General features: G+C 71.0%; 13 protein-coding genes and 1 pseudogene. 12 read left to right on the top strand and 2 right to left on the bottom strand.

The features are described 5' to 3' along the window. Window positions 1-18: 18 nt before the first annotated feature. Window positions 19-831: a Fic family protein gene (locus H9Y04_RS19095; RefSeq protein WP_187815149.1), complete on the top strand. Its 813-nt coding sequence runs from the start codon at window positions 19-21 to the stop codon at window positions 829-831. Between the two features lie 502 nt (window positions 832-1,333). On the opposite strand, the gene H9Y04_RS19100 is transcribed toward H9Y04_RS19095, so the two are convergent. Beyond that, complete coding sequence (locus H9Y04_RS19100; RefSeq protein WP_187815150.1) at window positions 1,334-2,167, bottom strand: HAD family hydrolase; 834 nt, start codon at window positions 2,165-2,167, stop codon at window positions 1,334-1,336. Between the two features lie 590 nt (window positions 2,168-2,757). On the opposite strand from H9Y04_RS19100, the gene ssd reads away from it, so the two are divergent. The 7 genes and pseudogenes from ssd (at window position 2,758) to H9Y04_RS19135 (ending at window position 8,561) form a co-directional block, all read left to right on the top strand. Beyond that, complete coding sequence (gene ssd, locus H9Y04_RS19105; protein WP_187815151.1) at window positions 2,758-3,840, top strand: septum site-determining protein Ssd; 1,083 nt, start codon at window positions 2,758-2,760, stop codon at window positions 3,838-3,840. Then, complete coding sequence (locus H9Y04_RS19110) at window positions 3,837-4,982, top strand: TadA family conjugal transfer-associated ATPase (RefSeq protein WP_187815152.1); 1,146 nt, start codon at window positions 3,837-3,839, stop codon at window positions 4,980-4,982. Before ssd ends, H9Y04_RS19110 begins: the two co-directional genes overlap by 4 nt. Window positions 4,983-5,008: 26 nt before the next feature. Beyond that, window positions 5,009-5,848, top strand: a pseudogene (locus tag H9Y04_RS19115) (type II secretion system F family protein); the annotation flags it as partial. A 251-nt stretch (window positions 5,849-6,099) separates the two neighbouring features. Further along, a complete protein-coding gene (locus H9Y04_RS19120) occupies window positions 6,100-6,885 on the top strand; it encodes a type II secretion system F family protein (RefSeq protein ID WP_187815154.1) in 786 nt (261 codons plus the stop codon). Between the two features lie 254 nt (window positions 6,886-7,139). Further along, the gene (locus tag H9Y04_RS19125; protein WP_236071093.1) at window positions 7,140-7,298 is read left to right on the top strand and encodes a DUF4244 domain-containing protein; all 159 of its coding nucleotides are present in this window, start codon (window positions 7,140-7,142) and stop codon (window positions 7,296-7,298) included. A 73-nt stretch (window positions 7,299-7,371) separates the two neighbouring features. Further along, window positions 7,372-7,701 carry a TadE family type IV pilus minor pilin gene (locus tag H9Y04_RS19130; protein ID WP_308801031.1) on the top strand — a complete coding sequence of 110 codons (330 nt, stop codon included), beginning with the start codon at window positions 7,372-7,374 and terminating at the stop codon, window positions 7,699-7,701. Between the two features lie 551 nt (window positions 7,702-8,252). Continuing rightward, entirely contained in the window at window positions 8,253-8,561 is a 309-nt protein-coding gene (locus H9Y04_RS19135; RefSeq protein ID WP_308801035.1) for an Rv3654c family TadE-like protein, read from the top strand. Window positions 8,562-9,119: 558 nt separating this feature from the next. Here the strand turns inward: H9Y04_RS19135 and H9Y04_RS19140 are convergent. Then, window positions 9,120-11,597 carry a DEAD/DEAH box helicase gene (locus tag H9Y04_RS19140; RefSeq protein ID WP_187815156.1) on the bottom strand — a complete coding sequence of 826 codons (2,478 nt, stop codon included), beginning with the start codon at window positions 11,595-11,597 and terminating at the stop codon, window positions 9,120-9,122. 79 nt (window positions 11,598-11,676) lie between these two features. Here H9Y04_RS19140 and bldG point away from each other — a divergent pair, with 79 nt between their 5' ends. From bldG to H9Y04_RS19160, 4 genes are all read left to right on the top strand, one after another. Beyond that, a complete protein-coding gene (bldG, locus tag H9Y04_RS19145) occupies window positions 11,677-12,018 on the top strand; it encodes an anti-sigma factor antagonist BldG (protein ID WP_003975386.1) in 342 nt (113 codons plus the stop codon). A gap of 106 nt (window positions 12,019-12,124) precedes the next feature. Continuing rightward, on the top strand, window positions 12,125-12,559 hold the full coding sequence (locus H9Y04_RS19150) for an ATP-binding protein (RefSeq protein WP_187815157.1): 435 nt from the start codon (window positions 12,125-12,127) through the stop codon (window positions 12,557-12,559). Window positions 12,560-12,862: 303 nt separating this feature from the next. Beyond that, entirely contained in the window at window positions 12,863-15,265 is a 2,403-nt protein-coding gene (locus H9Y04_RS19155) for a sodium-translocating pyrophosphatase (protein WP_187815158.1), read from the top strand. Between the two features lie 197 nt (window positions 15,266-15,462). Further along, a complete protein-coding gene (locus H9Y04_RS19160) occupies window positions 15,463-16,035 on the top strand; it encodes a small secreted protein (RefSeq protein WP_308801032.1) in 573 nt (190 codons plus the stop codon). Window positions 16,036-16,060: the final 25 nt, after the last annotated feature.

The following is a 16,060-nucleotide window of genomic DNA, read 5'->3' on the forward strand; positions in this document are numbered from 1 at the left end:
CTGCGTAGGGTCTTACTCATGAGTACTGCCGATCCGCTCGCCGCCCTCGGCGAGCTGCCCACTGTGGCCGACTCCGTGGACTCCGTACGCAAGGCCGTGGACCGGGTCTACGGTCACCGGGTCATGCGACGGCGCAGCCATGCGGTCACCTCCGAGGCGGCGCTGCGCGGTGCGCGCGGCTCGGCCGCGCTGTCCGGTGCGGACTGGGCCCTTGAAGAGGTGCGGCGACGCAGCGACTTCAGCGGTGACGACGAGGCGCGCACGGTCGGTGCGGCGCTGCGCCTGACCGCCGAGGCCGGTCAACTCCTTTCCATCTGGCGCCAGTCGCCGCTGCGGGTGCTCGCCCGGCTGCACCTGGTGGCGGCGGGCACCCAGGAGGACACGGTCGGGCGGCCGCGCCAGAAGGGCGAGCCGGTCGACGAACCGCTGGTCGAACTCCCGCTGCCCGAGGCGGACGAGGTCGCCGGGCGCATTGAGGGCCTCTCCGAACTGATCATCGCGGGCAGCTCGGCGCCGGCGATCGTCACGGCCGCGGTGGTGCACGGCGAACTGCTCGCGCTGCGCCCCTTCGGCGCGCACAACGGCCTGGTCGCGCGGGCCGCGGAACGGATCGTCCTGATCGGCAGCGGGCTCGACCCCAAGTCGATCTGCCCGGCCGAGGTCGGCCATGCGGAGCTGGGGCGTGCGGCGTATGTGGCAGCTCTGGAGGGCTACGTCTCCGGTACGCCGGAGGGGATGGCGGCCTGGATCGGGCACTGTGCCAAGGCGGTTGAGCTGGGAGTGCGGGAGTCGACGGCGGTCTGCGAGGCGCTGCAGCGGGGCGCGGCCTGAGTCTCTGACGGGGGACGCGGATGACTCCCTGACAAAGGGTTGCGGCGGTACCGATGTCGGTACCGCCGCTGGCATGTCCGCCCAGTTACCAAGCGTCCTCGATGTATGCCCATCAGGTCGGGGAACTTTGCCCGTTGCCTGGTGCGGCTGGCCCGTAATCGACGGGTCGACGTCGCGTGGGTGCTGTGGCTTCCATGCTCGGTCCGTGGGGCCTTGGTTGCGTTAAAGGTGATCCTCTCGGATGTCCCTGGTCTCGCGGGCCGTTGAGTCCTTTGTACTCCTGTCATGGGGGAAGCGGAACCCCTGAGCGCACTTCTTTACTTTTAGGTTCAAATAGGTGCGAAACGGGCGGGGATGTGCTGGGCCGGGAGTGCTTCGGTGTGCTGAGGCGAGGAGGGCTGGGCGCTGTCCCGGGAGAGTGCAGGTCAGCGGGCGTTGTCAGTGGGGGCCGATACCGTTGGACGGGCCGGTGGCCCCCCGGGAGGGAGGGCTGTGTCCGCCCTCAAGTCGCCAGCGCGCGACGCCTGCTGGCGTACCAGACAAGCCCCGCGGTCGCCGCCGCCGCACCCACCGCCGCGGCCGCGACGAGTGCCGGGCGGGGCGGAACGGGCAGTTTGCGCACCCGCTGCTTGAGGCGGACGGGCCGGTGGAAGTCGAGAATCGGCCAGTCGCGTGCGAGGGCTTCGCGGCGCAAGGTGCGGTCGGGGTTGACCGCATAGGGGTGGCCGACGGATTCGAGCATCGGCAGGTCGGTGGCCGAGTCGCTGTACGCGTAGCAGCGATCCAGGTCGTATCCCTCGGACGCGGCGAGTTCGCGTACGGCTTCGGCCTTCGTCGGCCCGTATGCGTAGTACTCGATCTCGCCCGTGAAGCAGCCGTCGTCTCCGACGACCATGCGCGTGGCCACCACGCGGTCCGCGCCGAGCAGCTCGCCGATCGGCTCGACGACCTCGGCGCCGGAGGTGGACACGATCACCACGTCGCGCCCCGCAAGGTGGTGCTCCTCGATGAGCGAGGCGGCCTCGTCGTAGATGATCGGGTCGATCAGATCGTGCAGCGTCTCGGCGACGATCTCCTTGACCTGCTGCTGGTTCCAGCCCTTGCACAGCGCGGACAGATACTCGCGCATGCGCTCCATCTGGTCGTGGTCGGCGCCGCCCGCGAGAAAGATGAACTGGGTATACGCCGTCCTCAGCACCGCTCGGCGGTTGATCAGGCCGCCTTGGTAGAACGACTTGCTGAACGTGAGCGTGCTCGACTTCGCAATGACCGTCTTGTCCAGGTCGAAGAAGGCGGCTGTGCGGGGCAACGAGTGGTTTTCCACGTGGTCGAGCATAGGCGCCCACCATTCGGCGTAAGCTGGGGCGCGTGGGTTTGCCTGAGAAGGCCTTCGGGTACACCATGGAAGTCACGGATCGTTCGCGACCGTGCTAACCCGGTCTGGCTCCTCCCCCCCCGAGTCGGACCGTGGGGACGACCCCCGCTCTCCCCCCCGGCGGGGGTCGTCGCATGTCCGGGCCCAGGTTTGGGCCCTTTTTGTTGGCTCTCCCGGGCCCGGACATCCCCTCCTGCGCCCAGTCGGCGCCTTCCTCTGACCGTTGAGACTCGTCACGGTGTGTAGTGGTTGCGCTGCGCTCCGGAAGTCGTGGAGAACTCACCGGTTCGGGTGACGGAGTTATTCACATCGCTTCGGTTGTCCACAGATTTCGACCAAGATCCACATGATTTCCGGGCTCCGCCCATCGTGATTCCTGCTTGCGAACTTCGCAGCCGGGCGCCTGCGCCTTCGGCTGCGTTTGGGATGCGGCATTCACATCGTTCGCAGCGTTCACGTGCGTTCGGCGCCGGTTGGTGTCTCCGGCGGCGGGCGTGACGGGACGCGAAGGGCGCTCAAGACGCGAGGCGTTCGACGAGAGGGGCGGGAGCATGACGGGAGCCATTGCGGAAGGCCGGCCGGCGGAGCGGAAGCGGCGCGGGCCGTTGATCGTGACGGAGGACGCGCAGCTGCTCGACGATCTGTTGCGGCTGTGCGCCGCGGCGGGAGCCAGGGCCGAGGTGCACCACGGGGTGCCCGAGCGAAGAGACAGCTGGGAGGGCGCGCCTCTCGTCCTGGTCGGGGACGACGCGGCGGTGCGGGTGCGCGGCGCCACGCGGCGGCGCGGGGTGTGTCTGGTCGGCCGTGACCAGGACGATCCACGGGTGTGGCAGCGGGCTGTGGAGATCGGTGCCGATCATGTGCTGCGGCTGCCCGATGCCGAGCAGTGGATCGTGGACCGGATCGCCGATGCGGTCGAAGGCGTGGGGCGTCCCGCGCTGACGGTCGGCGTGCTGGGCGGCCGGGGCGGGGCCGGTGCCTCGACGCTGGCCTGCGCGCTGGCGGTCTCGGCGGCGCGGGCGGGGCGGCGCACCATGCTGATCGACGGGGATCCGCTGGGCGGCGGCCTCGATGTGCTCCTCGGCGGGGAGTCGGCGCAGGGGCTGCGCTGGCCCGCGTTCGCGCAGTCGCGGGGGCGGCTGGGGAGTGCGGCCCTCGAGGAGTCGCTGCCGGAGCTCAGTTCTTTACGGGTGCTCAGCTGGGACCGCGGCGACATGCTCACGATCCCGCCCGAGGCGATGCGCGCGGTGCTCGCCGCGGCGCGCAGGCGCGGCGGTGTGGTCGTCGTGGATCTGCCGCGGAGGGTGGACGAAGGGGTGGCCGAGGCCCTGGAGCAGCTCGATCTCGGGCTCCTCGTGGTGCCGGCCGAGCTGCGGGCGCTGGCGGCGGCGGAGCGGGTCTCCTCTGCCGTACGGATGGTGCTGCGGGATCTGCGGGCGGTGGTCCGCGGCCCGTTCGCGGACGGGCTCGGCGCCGAGGAGACGGCGCGGATGCTCGATCTGCCGCTGGCCGGTGAACTGCCGCTGGACACGAGTGTGTTGAGCGGTGGAACGCCTGCGGCCGACGCCCGGGAGCCTCTCGCACGGTTCTGTACGGCCTTCTGGGAGCGCGTCCCCGCGGGAGACGCGTCATGAGCGGGGCGCTGCTCGACGGGGTGCGGCAGTGGCTCGCCGAATCCGGTGCCGAGGCGACTCCGGCGCGGGTCGCCCAGGCCTTGCGGGACCAGGGGAAGGTGCTCGGGGACAGCGAACTGCTCGGTGTCGTCGGGGAATTGCGTTCCGAGCTGGTCGGGGCCGGACCGCTGGAGCCGCTGCTCGCGGATCCGCGGGTGACGGACGTGCTGGTCTCGGCGCCGGACCGGGTGTGGGTGGACCGGGGTGGCGGACTCGAACTCACCCCGGTGACCTTCGCCGACGCGGCGGCCGTGCGCCAGCTCGCCCAGCGGCTCGCGGCGGTGGCGGGGCGGCGGCTCGACGACGCCAGGCCCTGGGTGGACGCCCGGCTGCCGGACGGCACCCGGCTGCATGCCGTGTTGCCGCCGGTCGCGGTCGGATCGGCCTGCCTCTCGCTGCGTGTGGTGCGCTCCAAGGCCTTCTCCCTGGGCGAGTTGGCCGCCGCCGGAACGGTGCCGCCGGGCGGTGACCGGGTGCTGCGCGCGCTGGTCGAGGCGCGGGCGTCGTTCCTGATCAGTGGGGGCACGGGCTCCGGGAAGACCACGCTGCTCAGTGCGCTGCTCGGTCTGCCCGGGCCGGGGGAGCGGATCGTACTGGCCGAGGATTCGGCGGAGTTGAGGCCCGAGCACCCGCATGTCGTGAGCCTCGAATGCCGGGTGGCGAACCAGGAAGGCGCGGGCCGGGTCACGCTCGAGGACCTGGTGCGCCAGGCGCTGCGGATGCGCCCGGACCGTCTGGTGGTGGGTGAGGTGCGCGGGGCGGAGGTCGTGCACCTGCTCGCCGCGCTGAACACCGGGCATGCGGGCTGCGGCACCGTCCATGCCAATGCGGCGGCCGATGTGCCCGCACGCCTCGAAGCGCTCGGCACGGCCGCGGGGCTTGACCGGGCGGCGCTGCACAGCCAGCTGGCGGCGGCGGTTTCGGTGGTGCTGCATCTCGTACGGGACCGGGGTGGGCGGCGCCGGGTCGCGGAGGTGCATGTCCTGGAGCGGGATGCGGCCGGGCTGGTGCGGACGGTGCCGGCGTTGCGATGGGGCGAGCGGGCGTTCGTCTACGACCAGGGCTGGGAGCGGCTGCGGGGGATTCTCGGGGGTGGGCTGTGAGCGGGGTGGTGCCGGTGACGTGGGGGATGCCGGCGTATGTGGCGGCGTTCTGTGCGGGGGCCGCGGTGTGGCTCGTGGCGGCGCAGGACCGTGTACTGCGGCGGGCCAGAGGGCTGGTCGTGGCCGGTGTACAGGAGCCGGAGCCCGTCCCGCCGTGGGTGCGGTGGGTGGCGTGGATCCGGGTGCGGGCGCGGGCCGAGTGGTGGTGCCTTGCGGTGGGTGCGCTGGTGGGTCTGGCCGGGAGGTCCGTACTGCCGCTGATTCTGGGCGGGTTGGCGGTGCCGCTCGTCGGGCGGGTGCTGCGGGGGCGGCAGGCGCGTCGTACGCGGGAGGCGAGAGCGGAGCGGGTGATCGCGCTGTGCGCGGCACTTGCCTCGGAGGTGCGGGCGGGGCGGCAGCCGTCGGCTGCCCTGTCGATGGCCGCGCGGGACACGGGTGGGCTCGGAGCCGGCGGGGCCGATGCGGCGGTCCTTGCGGCGGCGCGGTTCGGGGGCGATGTGCCGGACGCGCTGCGGGCGGCGTCGGGCGGGCCCGGTGCGGAGGGGCTTGCCGGTCTTGCGGCCTGCTGGCAGGTGGCTGTGGACAGAGGCGCGGGGCTCGCCGAAGGGCTCGACCGCCTGGCGGCGGCGCTGCGGGCGGAACGGGATCAACAGGCGGATCTGCAGACCAAGTTGGCGCCCGCGCGAGCTACGGCGGCGATGCTCGCGGTGCTGCCCGTGGTGGGGCTGCTCATGGGGACGGCACTGGGTGCGGATCCCTTGAGGGTGCTGCTGCACACGCCGGCCGGGGTCGGGTGCCTGGTGGTGGGCGGTGCGCTGGAGGGTGCTGGGCTGTGGTGGACGTCGCGGATCGTGCGGCGGGCCGAAGGGGGGCGGCTCTCGAAGGGGGAGGACGTGGTGCGTGGGTCCGGGGCGGCGGTGGGGGCGTTGCCTGGGTCCGGGCTGATGGTGGGGACGCTGCGCGCGTCTGGCCGGGTGGTGGAGGCGTTGCCTGGGGCTGAGCGGGCGGTGGAGATGCTGCCCGGGTCCGATCGGGCGTTGGTGCGTGGGGCCGGGCGGGTGGCTCGCGTGGTGCGTGGAGACCGGCGGGCTGTGGAGCCCGGACAGGGGGAGGTGCGGTGAGCGGGGAAGTTGTCCACAGGCTGGGGGTGGTGTTGTGCATCGCGCTCGCGGCCGTGGTGGCGAGTGCCGTGGTGGCCGACCGGCGTGCGCGGGCTCTGCGGCTGCGCCTGGAGCGGTTGTTGGGGGTCGAGCCACGGGAGAAGGCGCGATCCGTACGGGGACCGGAGCGGCGGGCCGCTGTCCGGCGGTGGGCACCGGTGGTGAGCGCCGGGTGCCTGGCGTACGCCTTGGTAGGTGGTCCGGCCGGGCTGGTGGTCGGCGTGGCGGCCGGGCTGGGGGTGTGGCGCTGGTGGCGGCGCAGGTTGATGTCCGCCCCTGCGGAGACCCGGCAGGCAGAGCAGGCCGGGCGTCAACTGCCGCTGGCCGCCGATCTGCTGGCCGCATGCATCGCCGCGGGTGCCGGGCCCGTGGAGGCGGCGTCGGCCGTGGGGGAGTCGCTGGGCGGGCCGGTGGGCGAGCGGTTGGCCGGGGTGGCCGGCGAGTTGCGCCTCGGTGGTGAACCCGGGCAGTGCTGGGGGCGGTTGGCCTCGATACCCGAGGCGGCGGCGCTGGCGCGCTGTCTGCAGCGCGCTGCAGACTCCGGGGCGCCCGCTGCCGAGCAGGTGGCACGGGTGGCGACCGACTGCCGGCAGCGTGCGGCGCGGTCCGCGCTCACCAGGGCCCATCGGGCCTCGGTCATGGTCACGGCGCCGGTCGGGCTGTGCTTTCTGCCGGCGTTCTTGGTCCTTGGTGTGGTGCCGGTGGTGGTGGGGCTGGCGGGAGAGATCTTGCAGGGGGTGTGAGGGCGGGGGGCTTGGTGTCGGCCGTGGTGTGGGGCTTGGTGTGCGGCGGTCGCCGGTCGCCGGTCGCCGGTCGGCGGTTCGGTTCAAAGGCCCGAAAGGGCTGGTCACAACGGGGAGTTGGCATGCGGTTTTGCAGGTCAGAAGAAGGTGGCGGGGGAAGTCCCGTCGTGAGTGTGGTGCTGCGGCAGATGGCCGGGGGCGCTCGGGTGGTGTGCGGAGTTGCGCGACGGGCTTGGGGTGCGCGCCTGGCCAGGATGCGAGGCGCCGACACCGGGATGATCACCTCGGAGTACGCGCTGGGCACGGTGGCTGCGTGTGCGTTCGCGGCGCTGCTGTACCGGGTGGTGACCTCGGGGACGGTGAAGCAGCTGCTCGAAGGGGTGATCGGGAAGGCGCTCGGTGGACAGTTCTGAGCGCGGGCGGGGTTCTGCGGGGCGGGCCGGGGGTGGATCGGCGGCTGCGTTCTTGCGCCGGGACGGCGGGTTCGTGAGTGCGGAAGCGGCGTGCGCCATGCCGGCGTTGCTGCTCGTCGGGGTCGCGCTGGTGTGGGCGCTGATGAGTGCGGCTGCTCAGATCCAGTGCGTGGACGCTGCCAGGGCGGGCGCTCGTGCGGCAGCCCGTCAGGAGTCGCCGACGGCGACGGTGGAGGCCGCCCGCCAGGCCGCGCCCGCCGGTGCGGAGATCGGCGTGGGCCGCGAGGGCGACCTGGTACGGGTCACGGTCTCGGCCACGTCACCTGGCCCCGACGTGCTCGCGCTGTCGTTGCGGGCGTCGGCTGTGGCGTTGGCGGAGGAGACGGTGGGGGTGGGGTCTTGAGCGGGGGTGGGTGGCTCGGTGAGCGGGGCCGACCGGGGGTGCAGTTGGAGGTGTTGGCGGGGCCGACTGGGGGTGCAGTTGGAGGGGTTTGCGGAGCTGGACGGGTGGGGGAGTTGGAGGGGGCAGAGGCGGACGGATGGGCGGACGTGTGAGGGGCGGAAGGAGGCGGAGGGTGAGTAGCAGCGGACGGGTGGCGGGGCTGGAGGGGAGAACAGCGACGAACAGGTGGGCAGAGGTGGCGGGTTGAGGGGATGTGAAGAGGCGCGTAGAGGTGGAAAGGGGGCGGAGGCGGCGGGACGAGGGGAAGTGAGGGGGCGCGTAGAGGTGGAAAGGCGGGCGGAGGCGCCGTGGGCGGCACAGGTGGAGTGGTGAGCGGAGGCGGGGTGGTCGGCGGGGGTGGTGCGTGGGGCCGCTCGGCTTCGGGCCGCCTGGCGTGGGTCGGCCGGAAGTGGAGGGGCTGGGCGGGGAGCGGGTGGACGGGGAGCGGCCGGGCGTGGGTTCGTGCACGCGGACGGGACGACCGCGGTTCGGCGACGGTGTGGGTCGTCGCTGTGATCGGTGCGCTGTGTCTTGTCCTCGCCGGGCTGATGCTCATGGCCCAGGCCCTGATCGCGCGTCACCGGGCGGGCGCGGCTGCGGACTTGGCCGCGCTGGCGGCCGCGGACCATGCGTTGCGCGGGCAGCAGGACGCGTGTGCGGGGGCGTCGCGGGTGGCTCGGGCGCAGGGCGCGGATGTCGAGCGGTGTGCGGTGCGGGGCGAGATCGCGGACGTGACGGTACAGGCACGGTCAGGCCCCATGTCGTCCTCGGTGCGCTCACGCGCCGGCCCACCCGGACCCGCCGGTGGGCGCGTGCGTTAGGGCGAGTTCCTAAGGCCCCGCTTCGCGCGTGGGTTGGGGCCTTGCCCAGTTCACCCGTTGGCGTGCGGTCGCTGGGTCTCGCCCAGGGCCACGGGCTGCATGCGGGAGTTGAGGCCCTTCCCGGACCATTTGCAGCGTGCAGTGCGCGAGTTGGGGCCTCACCCAACTCACGACCACCCGCCGCGCGCGGGCACCCGCCACCCCGGGACAACCAACCCGATCCGGCCCACCGTCTTCGGAGCTGCCCGCGTTCCCTCCGGTACTGACCGCACTGTCTCCGAAGCTGCCCGCGTCCTCTTCGGCCCTGACCGCACCGTCTTCGGAGGTGCCCGCGTCCCCTCGGCCCGACTACACCGCCTTTAGAGCCTTCGCACCACCTCCGGCCCCGACCTGCCCACAACACCCAGAGCCCCACACCGCCCCAGATCCCCCGCACCCCCAGAGCCCCGTTACGCCTCCAGAGCCCGCAGCGCCCCGGAGCCCCGTACCGCCCTCAGAGCCCCGCACCGCCCCAGATCCCCGCCAGTCCTCCGCAGCCCGCACCGACCCAGACCCCCACTACTCCTCCGGAGCCCCCCGCAGCAGCTCCGTCAGCAAGCGCACCGCGCCCCGTTTGTGCAGGGGATCGTTGCCGTTGCCGCACTTGGGGGACTGGACGCAGGACGGGCAGCCCGCCTCGCATTCGCAGGAGGCGATCGCCGCGCGCGTGGCCGTCAGCCAGGTGCGGGCCGTGTGGAAGGCGCGTTCTGCGAAGCCCGCGCCGCCCGGGTGGCCGTCGTAGACGAAGACGGTCGGCAGGAGCGTGTCCGGGTGCAGCGGGACGGAGACGCCGCCGATGTCCCAGCGGTCGCACGTCGCGAAGAGCGGGAGCATGCCGATCGAGGCGTGCTCGGCGGCGTGCAGAGCGCCGCCGAGGATCTCGGGGTTGATCCGGGCGGCATCGAGCTGGTCCTCGGTGACCGTCCACCACACGGCACGCGTACGCAGGGTGCGCGGCGGAAGGTCCAGCTTCTGCTCGCCGAGGACCTCGCCGGTGATGAGCCGGCGGCGGAGGAAGGAGACGACCTGGTTGGTGACTTCGACGGAGCCGTAGCAGAGGCGGCCGTCACCCCAGGGCACCGAGACGTCGGTGTCCAGGACGGAGATGGCCGTGGTGTCACGGGCGGTCGTGGAGTACGAGGGGTTGGCCTCCTGGACGAGGGCGACCGACTCCTCCAGGTCCAGCTCCTTCACCAGGTACGTACGGCCCTGGTGGAGGTGGACCGCGCCTTCGTGCACCGCCGTGTGGGAGGCCGAGGCGTCGACCGTGCCGAGGAGGCGCCCGGTGCCGGCTTCGACGACCTGTACCGGCGGGCCGCCCTCGCCGCGGATGTCCGTCAGATCGGCGGCGCGTTCACGGCGGGTCCAGTGCCAGGCCTTCGTACGGCGCCGCAGCAGCCCGGCCGACTCGAGCTGCGGAAGCAGCTCGGGCACGGTCGGCCCGAACAAGGCGAAATCCTCTTCCTTCAGCGGGAGTTCGGAGGCCGCCGCGCACAAGTGAGGAGCGAGGACATACGGGTTGTCGGGGTCGAGGACCGTCGATTCGACCGGCTGCTGGAAGAGCGCCTCGGGGTGGTGGACGAGGAAGGTGTCCAGCGGGTCGTCGCGGGCGACCATCACGGCCAGCGCTCCCTGCCCGGAGCGTCCGGCACGGCCTGCCTGCTGCCACAGCGAGGCGCGCGTGCCCGGATAGCCGGCGATCACCACGGCGTCCAGGCCGGAGATGTCCACGCCGAGTTCCAGGGCGGTGGTGGCGGCGAGGCCGAGCAGTTCTCCGGAGTGCAGGGCACGCTCCAGGGCGCGGCGTTCGTGCGGGAGATAGCCGCCGCGATAGGCGGCGACGCGCCCGACGAGGGAGCGGTCGATCTCGGCCAGGCGCTCCTGGGCGATCACGGAGATCAGCTCGGCGCCGCGCCGGGAGCGGACGAAGGCGATCGAGCGCTGGCCCTGGAGCGTCAGATCGGTCAGCAGATCGGCGGTCTCGGCCGTGGCCGTGCGGCGCACGGGCGCGCCCTTCTCGCCGTGGAGTTCGGTCAGCGGGGGTTCCCACAGGGCGAAGACCAGTTCGCCGCGCGGCGAGGCGTCGTCGGCGACCTCCTTCACGGGCAGGCCGGTCAGCCGCTCGGCGGCCGTCGACGGGTCCGCGGCGGTGGCGGACGCGAGCAGAAATACGGGGTCGGAGCCGTAGCGGGCGCACAAGCGGCGCAGTCGGCGAAGGACTTGGGCGACATGGGAGCCGAAGACACCCCGATAGGTGTGGCACTCGTCGATGACGACATAGCGCAGGGCGCGCAGGAAGGAGGACCAGCGGGGATGGGAGGGGAGTATCCCGCGGTGCAGCATGTCCGGATTGGTCAGGGCGTAGTTGGCGTACTGACGTACCCATTCGCGTTCTTCGAAGGGGGTGTCGCCGTCGTAGACCGCGGGCCGGACGGCGTGGCCGAGCGGGGCGGCCAGCTCTTTGACCGCCCGGCACTGGTCGGCCGCGAGCGCCTTCGTCGGGGCGAGGTACAGGGCCGTCGCGCCGCGCCCGTTGGGTGCCTCGGAGCCGTCGAGGAGCGTGGAGAGCACCGGCATCAGATATGCGAGGGACTTGCCCGAAGCCGTACCGGTGGCGACGACCACACAGTCGCCGTCCAGCGCGTGTTCGGCCGCGAGTGCCTGGTGGGCCCAGGGGTGATCGATTCCGGCCGAGTTCAGGGCGGCGATCACTTCCGGCCGGATCCGGTCCGGCCAGAGCGCATGGCGGCCCGCACGCGGGGGCAAGTGCTCCGTATGAGTGAGGCGCGCGGACCGGCTCTCCCCCGAGGCGAGCCGGTCGAGGACCGTGCGCGGGGAAGGCCGCCCGGAGGGCCCCGTAGCGGGCGGCTCCTGGCGGTCGTCGCTGCGCCGGTCGGGGCGGTGATTCATGGCCATCGGCACCGAGTGTGTCACTGGCGTGACGGACAATGCTCCCAAGGCGTCGTGCTCGCCTGCCCGTAAGTGATTGAATGCCATCGCGGCTGGCGTTCCGCCCCAGTCCTGCAAGCCAGGAGACCAGGGGGCGACTGCCCGATAGCAAGGTGCTGGAGGATCCGTGGACCTGTCCCTGTCGACCCGTACCGTCGGCGATCGTACGGTCGTCGAGGTCGGTGGCGAAATCGATGTGTATACCGCGCCCAAGCTGCGCGAGCAGCTGGTCGAGCTGGTGAACGACGGCAGTTTCCACCTTGTCGTCGACATGGAGGGCGTCGACTTCCTCGACTCCACCGGACTCGGCGTGCTGGTGGGTGGTCTGAAGCGAGTGCGCGCCCATGAGGGTTCGCTGCGCCTGGTGTGCAACCAGGAGCGCATCCTGAAGATCTTCCGTATCACCGGCCTGACCAAGGTGTTCCCGATTCACACCTCGGTCGAGGAGGCGGTGGCGGCCACCGACTGACGGCTGCATCCCGGGCCGCCCAGGCCCGGTGCGGAGGGAGCCGGGGGCACCGGGCCGCGAGGCCCGGCCCCCCGACAGCACGTAGGAACGTAACGGAGGGGGATTGATGGCCACCGTTGAACTCCGCTTCAGCGCGCTGCCCGAGCACGTCAGGACCGCCCGCCTCGTGGCGGCCGCGGTCGCGCGCAGGGCCGGGGTGGACGAGGCCGTGCTCGACGAGGTCCGCCTCGCGGTCGGCGAGGCCTGTACCCGTGCCGTGGGGCTGCATCAGAGCCATGAGGTCAGCGCGCCGGTGAAGGTGGTGCTCATCGAGGAGGAGAAGCAGTTCTCCATCGAGGTGGGCGACGAGGCGCCGCATGCGATCGCGCCCGTCGAGCCCGAGGCCGCCGATGCCGGCACCGAGTCGGACATGGAAGCCGAGGACGAGATGGGGCTCGCCGTCATCAGCGGCCTCGTCGACGATGTCGAGGTGACCACCGGCGAATCCGGCGGCCAGATCAGGATGAGCTGGCCGGTGAGCGTGGCACCGGTGGTCGGCTGATCGGCTGCGTGCGGCCGATCACCCGCGTTCGTCTGTCCTGAAGGGCCCTGCTGAGCAGGGCCCTTCAGTGTTTTCTCTGTGCATTTCTTGATCCTCGTTGATCCCCATTGATCGATTTTCCGTCCCGCGATCAAGAGTCAACGCTTTTGATCCATTACCTCTTTCGAGGTGAATCCTGTGACGCGATCATTTGCTGAGGAGCAAGTGAAGGCCAATTCCGTTTGTCGCCCACTGTTTTGATCAGGGTCCGCTCCCTACAATCCGTCCACATCTTGAGCTCAGCACAGGCGTCAAGGAGGACGAATGGCGGGGCTTTCTACCCCTCATCAGTTTGACCAACCCACAACCTTCGCAGCCGCAGTACTGACCGACGACAACCGAATGATCGTGATGGTCATCGGGGCCGTCGCTCTCGCTGCGCTCGTCGTAGCCGGCGTACTCGTACGCCAAGTCCTCGCCGCAGGCGAGGGAACCGACAGCATGAAGAAGATCGCAACGGCGATCCAGGAAGGCGCAAACGCCTATCTGGCACGGCAGTTGCGGACGCTCGGCCTTTTCGCCGTGATCGTTTTCTTCCTGCTCATGCTGCTGCCCGCGGATGACTGGAATCAGCGCGCCGGTCGTTCCGTGTTCTTCCTCATCGGTGCGCTCTTCTCCGCTGCCACCGGCTATATCGGCATGTGGCTGGCTGTACGCGCCAATGTGCGTGTGGCCGCGGCGGCGCGGGAGGCCACTCCCGCGGAAGGCGAACCGGCCACGGATCTGACGGCCGTATCGCACAAGGCCATGAAGATCGCTTTCCGTACGGGCGGCGTCGTCGGCATGTTCACTGTGGGGCTCGGTCTCCTCGGCGCAGCATGTGTGGTTCTCGTCTATGCGGCGGACGCGCCCAAGGTGCTCGAAGGCTTCGGCCTGGGTGCCGCGCTGATCGCGATGTTCATGCGTGTCGGCGGCGGCATCTTCACCAAGGCCGCCGACGTCGGCGCCGACCTGGTCGGCAAGGTCGAGCAGGGCATCCCGGAGGACGACCCGCGCAACGCCGCGACCATCGCGGACAACGTGGGCGACAACGTCGGTGACTGCGCCGGTATGGCCGCCGACCTCTTCGAGTCGTACGCCGTGACGCTGGTCGCCGCGCTGATCCTCGGCATGGCGGCGTTCGGCGACTCGGGTCTGGCGTTCCCGCTGATCGTTCCGGCGATCGGTGTGGTGACGGCGATGATCGGCATCTTCGCGGTGGCGCCGAGGCGTTCGGACCGCAGTGGGATGTCCGCCATCAACCGCGGGTTCTTCATCTCCGCGGTGATCTCGCTCGGCCTGGTGGCCGCTGCCGCGTACGCCTATCTGCCCGCCACGTACGCGGAGTTGAAGGGTGTCACCGACGCGGCGATCAGCGCCAAGAGCGGCGATCCGCGGATCCTCGCGGTGGTCGCGGTCGGCATCGGCATCGCGCTCGCCGCCGTGATCCAGCAGCTGACCGGGTACTTCACCGAGACCAACCGGCGTCCCGTCAGGGACATCGGCAAGACCTCGCTGACCGGTCCGGCCACCGTCGTGCTCGCCGGTATCTCCGTCGGTCTGGAATCCGCCGTCTACACCGCGCTGTTGATCGGTCTCGGTGTGTACGGCGCGTTCCTGCTCGGCGGTACGTCGATCATGCTCGCGCTGTTCGCGGTGGCCCTGGCCGGTACCGGTCTGCTCACCACGGTCGGCGTGATCGTGGCCATGGACACCTTCGGTCCGGTCTCCGACAACGCGCAGGGCATCGCCGAGATGTCCGGCGACGTCGAGGGCGCGGGCGCCCAGGTCCTCACCGACCTGGACGCGGTGGGCAACACCACCAAGGCCATCACCAAGGGCATCGCCATCGCCACCGCCGTACTGGCGGCGGCCGCGCTCTTCGGCTCGTATCGCGACGCCATCGCGACCGCGGCCGCGGACGTCGGCGAGAAGCTCGGCGACGGCGCTCCGATGAACCTGGTCATGGACATCTCCCAGCCCAACAACCTGGTGGGCCTGATCCTCGGCGCCGCGGTCGTGTTCCTCTTCTCGGGGCTCGCGATCAACGCCGTGTCCAGGTCGGCCGGTGCGGTGGTCTACGAGGTGCGGCGGCAGTTCCGCGAGCACCCCGGGATCATGGACTACTCGGAGAAGCCCGAGTACGGCAAGGTCGTCGACATCTGCACCAAGGACGCCCTGCGCGAGCTGACCACGCCCGGTCTGCTCGCCGTGCTCACGCCGATCGCGGTCGGGTTCACGCTCGGCGTCGGTGCGCTCGGCTCGTTCCTCGCGGGTGCCATCGGCACCGGCACCCTGATGGCGGTCTTCCTCGCCAACTCCGGTGGTGCGTGGGACAACGCCAAGAAGCTCGTCGAGGACGGCCATCACGGCGGCAAGGGCTCCGAGGCCCACGCCGCGACCGTCATCGGCGACACGGTCGGCGACCCGTTCAAGGACACCGCGGGTCCCGCGATCAACCCGCTCCTGAAGGTGATGAACCTCGTCGCGCTGCTCATCGCGCCCGCGGTCATCCAGTTCAGTTACGGGGACGACGCCAGCCCGGGCATCCGGGCGGGCATCGCGGTGGCCGCGATCCTGGTCATCGTCACGGCGGTGTACATCTCCAAGCGGCGCGGAATCGCCGTGGGTGACGAAGACAACTCCGGGCGGGCGGCCAAGTCGGCCGACCCGGCGGTGGTCTCCTAGCCGTCGGGTCGTACCTGCTCAACAAGTGGGCGGGCGGCGCACTTTGATGCGTCGTCCGCCCCTTTTTTGTTTCCGTGAGACTCATCTCCCTTGGTGCAAATGGCTGCAATAGGGGATTTACCGGACCCTGAGCGCGGGAATGAGGCCCGGTTGGCGTGTAAGTTCCGGGGCCGAGAGCCATGGAAGGGACCAATCCGGTGAACAAGAAGCTCGCAGCCGCGCTGTCCGGCGGTGCGGTACTCGTAATGGCGCTGTCGGGATGCAGTGACGACGGCAACAAGGAGCTCGACAACTGGGCCAAGTCGCTGTGCGGTCAGATCAAGCCGCAGCTCGAGAAGAGCGTGAAGGCACAGCAGGCCATCATCGCCACCGCCGCGGACGGCAACCGGGAAGAGATCAAGAAGGTCGACTCGGCCTCCTTCCAGGCCAGCGCGGACGCGTACACCGCGATCGCCGGTGCGCTCGAGAAGGCCGGCCCGCCGCCGGTCGACGACGGCGAGAAGATCCAGAACGACACCGTCAAGGAGCTCAACGCCGCCTCGAAGGCGTACGAGGACCTCAAGAAGCAGAGCGACGCGATGGACGCGAAGGACGACTCGCCCGAGGGTGTGATGGCCTTCTCCGACGACCTCAAGAAGATCGCGGACGAGCTCGGCAAGATCCAGGACGAGGGCGCGGACGCGCTGAAGTCCCTCACGGAGGGCGAGGTCGGCAAGGCGATCGCCGCCCAGCCCGACTGCAAGGTCGAGTCGGCGTCTCCGTCCAGCTGAGGCGGGGCGTCTCCGTCCAGCTGAC

This window comes from Streptomyces polyasparticus, assembly GCF_014493765.1.
Lineage (GTDB): Bacteria > Actinomycetota > Actinomycetes > Streptomycetales > Streptomycetaceae > Streptomyces > Streptomyces polyasparticus.

Coding starts and splice junctions, on each gene's coding strand:
- H9Y04_RS19095 (WP_187815149.1), top strand. CDS start 19: ATGAGTACTGCCGATCCGCTCGCCGCCCTCGGCGAGCTGCCCACTGTG.
- H9Y04_RS19100 (WP_187815150.1), bottom strand. CDS start 2,167: ATGCTCGACCACGTGGAAAACCACTCGTTGCCCCGCACAGCCGCCTTC.
- ssd (WP_187815151.1), top strand. CDS start 2,758: ATGACGGGAGCCATTGCGGAAGGCCGGCCGGCGGAGCGGAAGCGGCGC.
- H9Y04_RS19110 (WP_187815152.1), top strand. CDS start 3,837: ATGAGCGGGGCGCTGCTCGACGGGGTGCGGCAGTGGCTCGCCGAATCC.
- H9Y04_RS19125 (WP_236071093.1), top strand. CDS start 7,140: ATGCGAGGCGCCGACACCGGGATGATCACCTCGGAGTACGCGCTGGGC.
- H9Y04_RS19140 (WP_187815156.1), bottom strand. CDS start 11,597: ATGGCATTCAATCACTTACGGGCAGGCGAGCACGACGCCTTGGGAGCA.
- H9Y04_RS19150 (WP_187815157.1), top strand. CDS start 12,125: ATGGCCACCGTTGAACTCCGCTTCAGCGCGCTGCCCGAGCACGTCAGG.
- H9Y04_RS19155 (WP_187815158.1), top strand. CDS start 12,863: ATGGCGGGGCTTTCTACCCCTCATCAGTTTGACCAACCCACAACCTTC.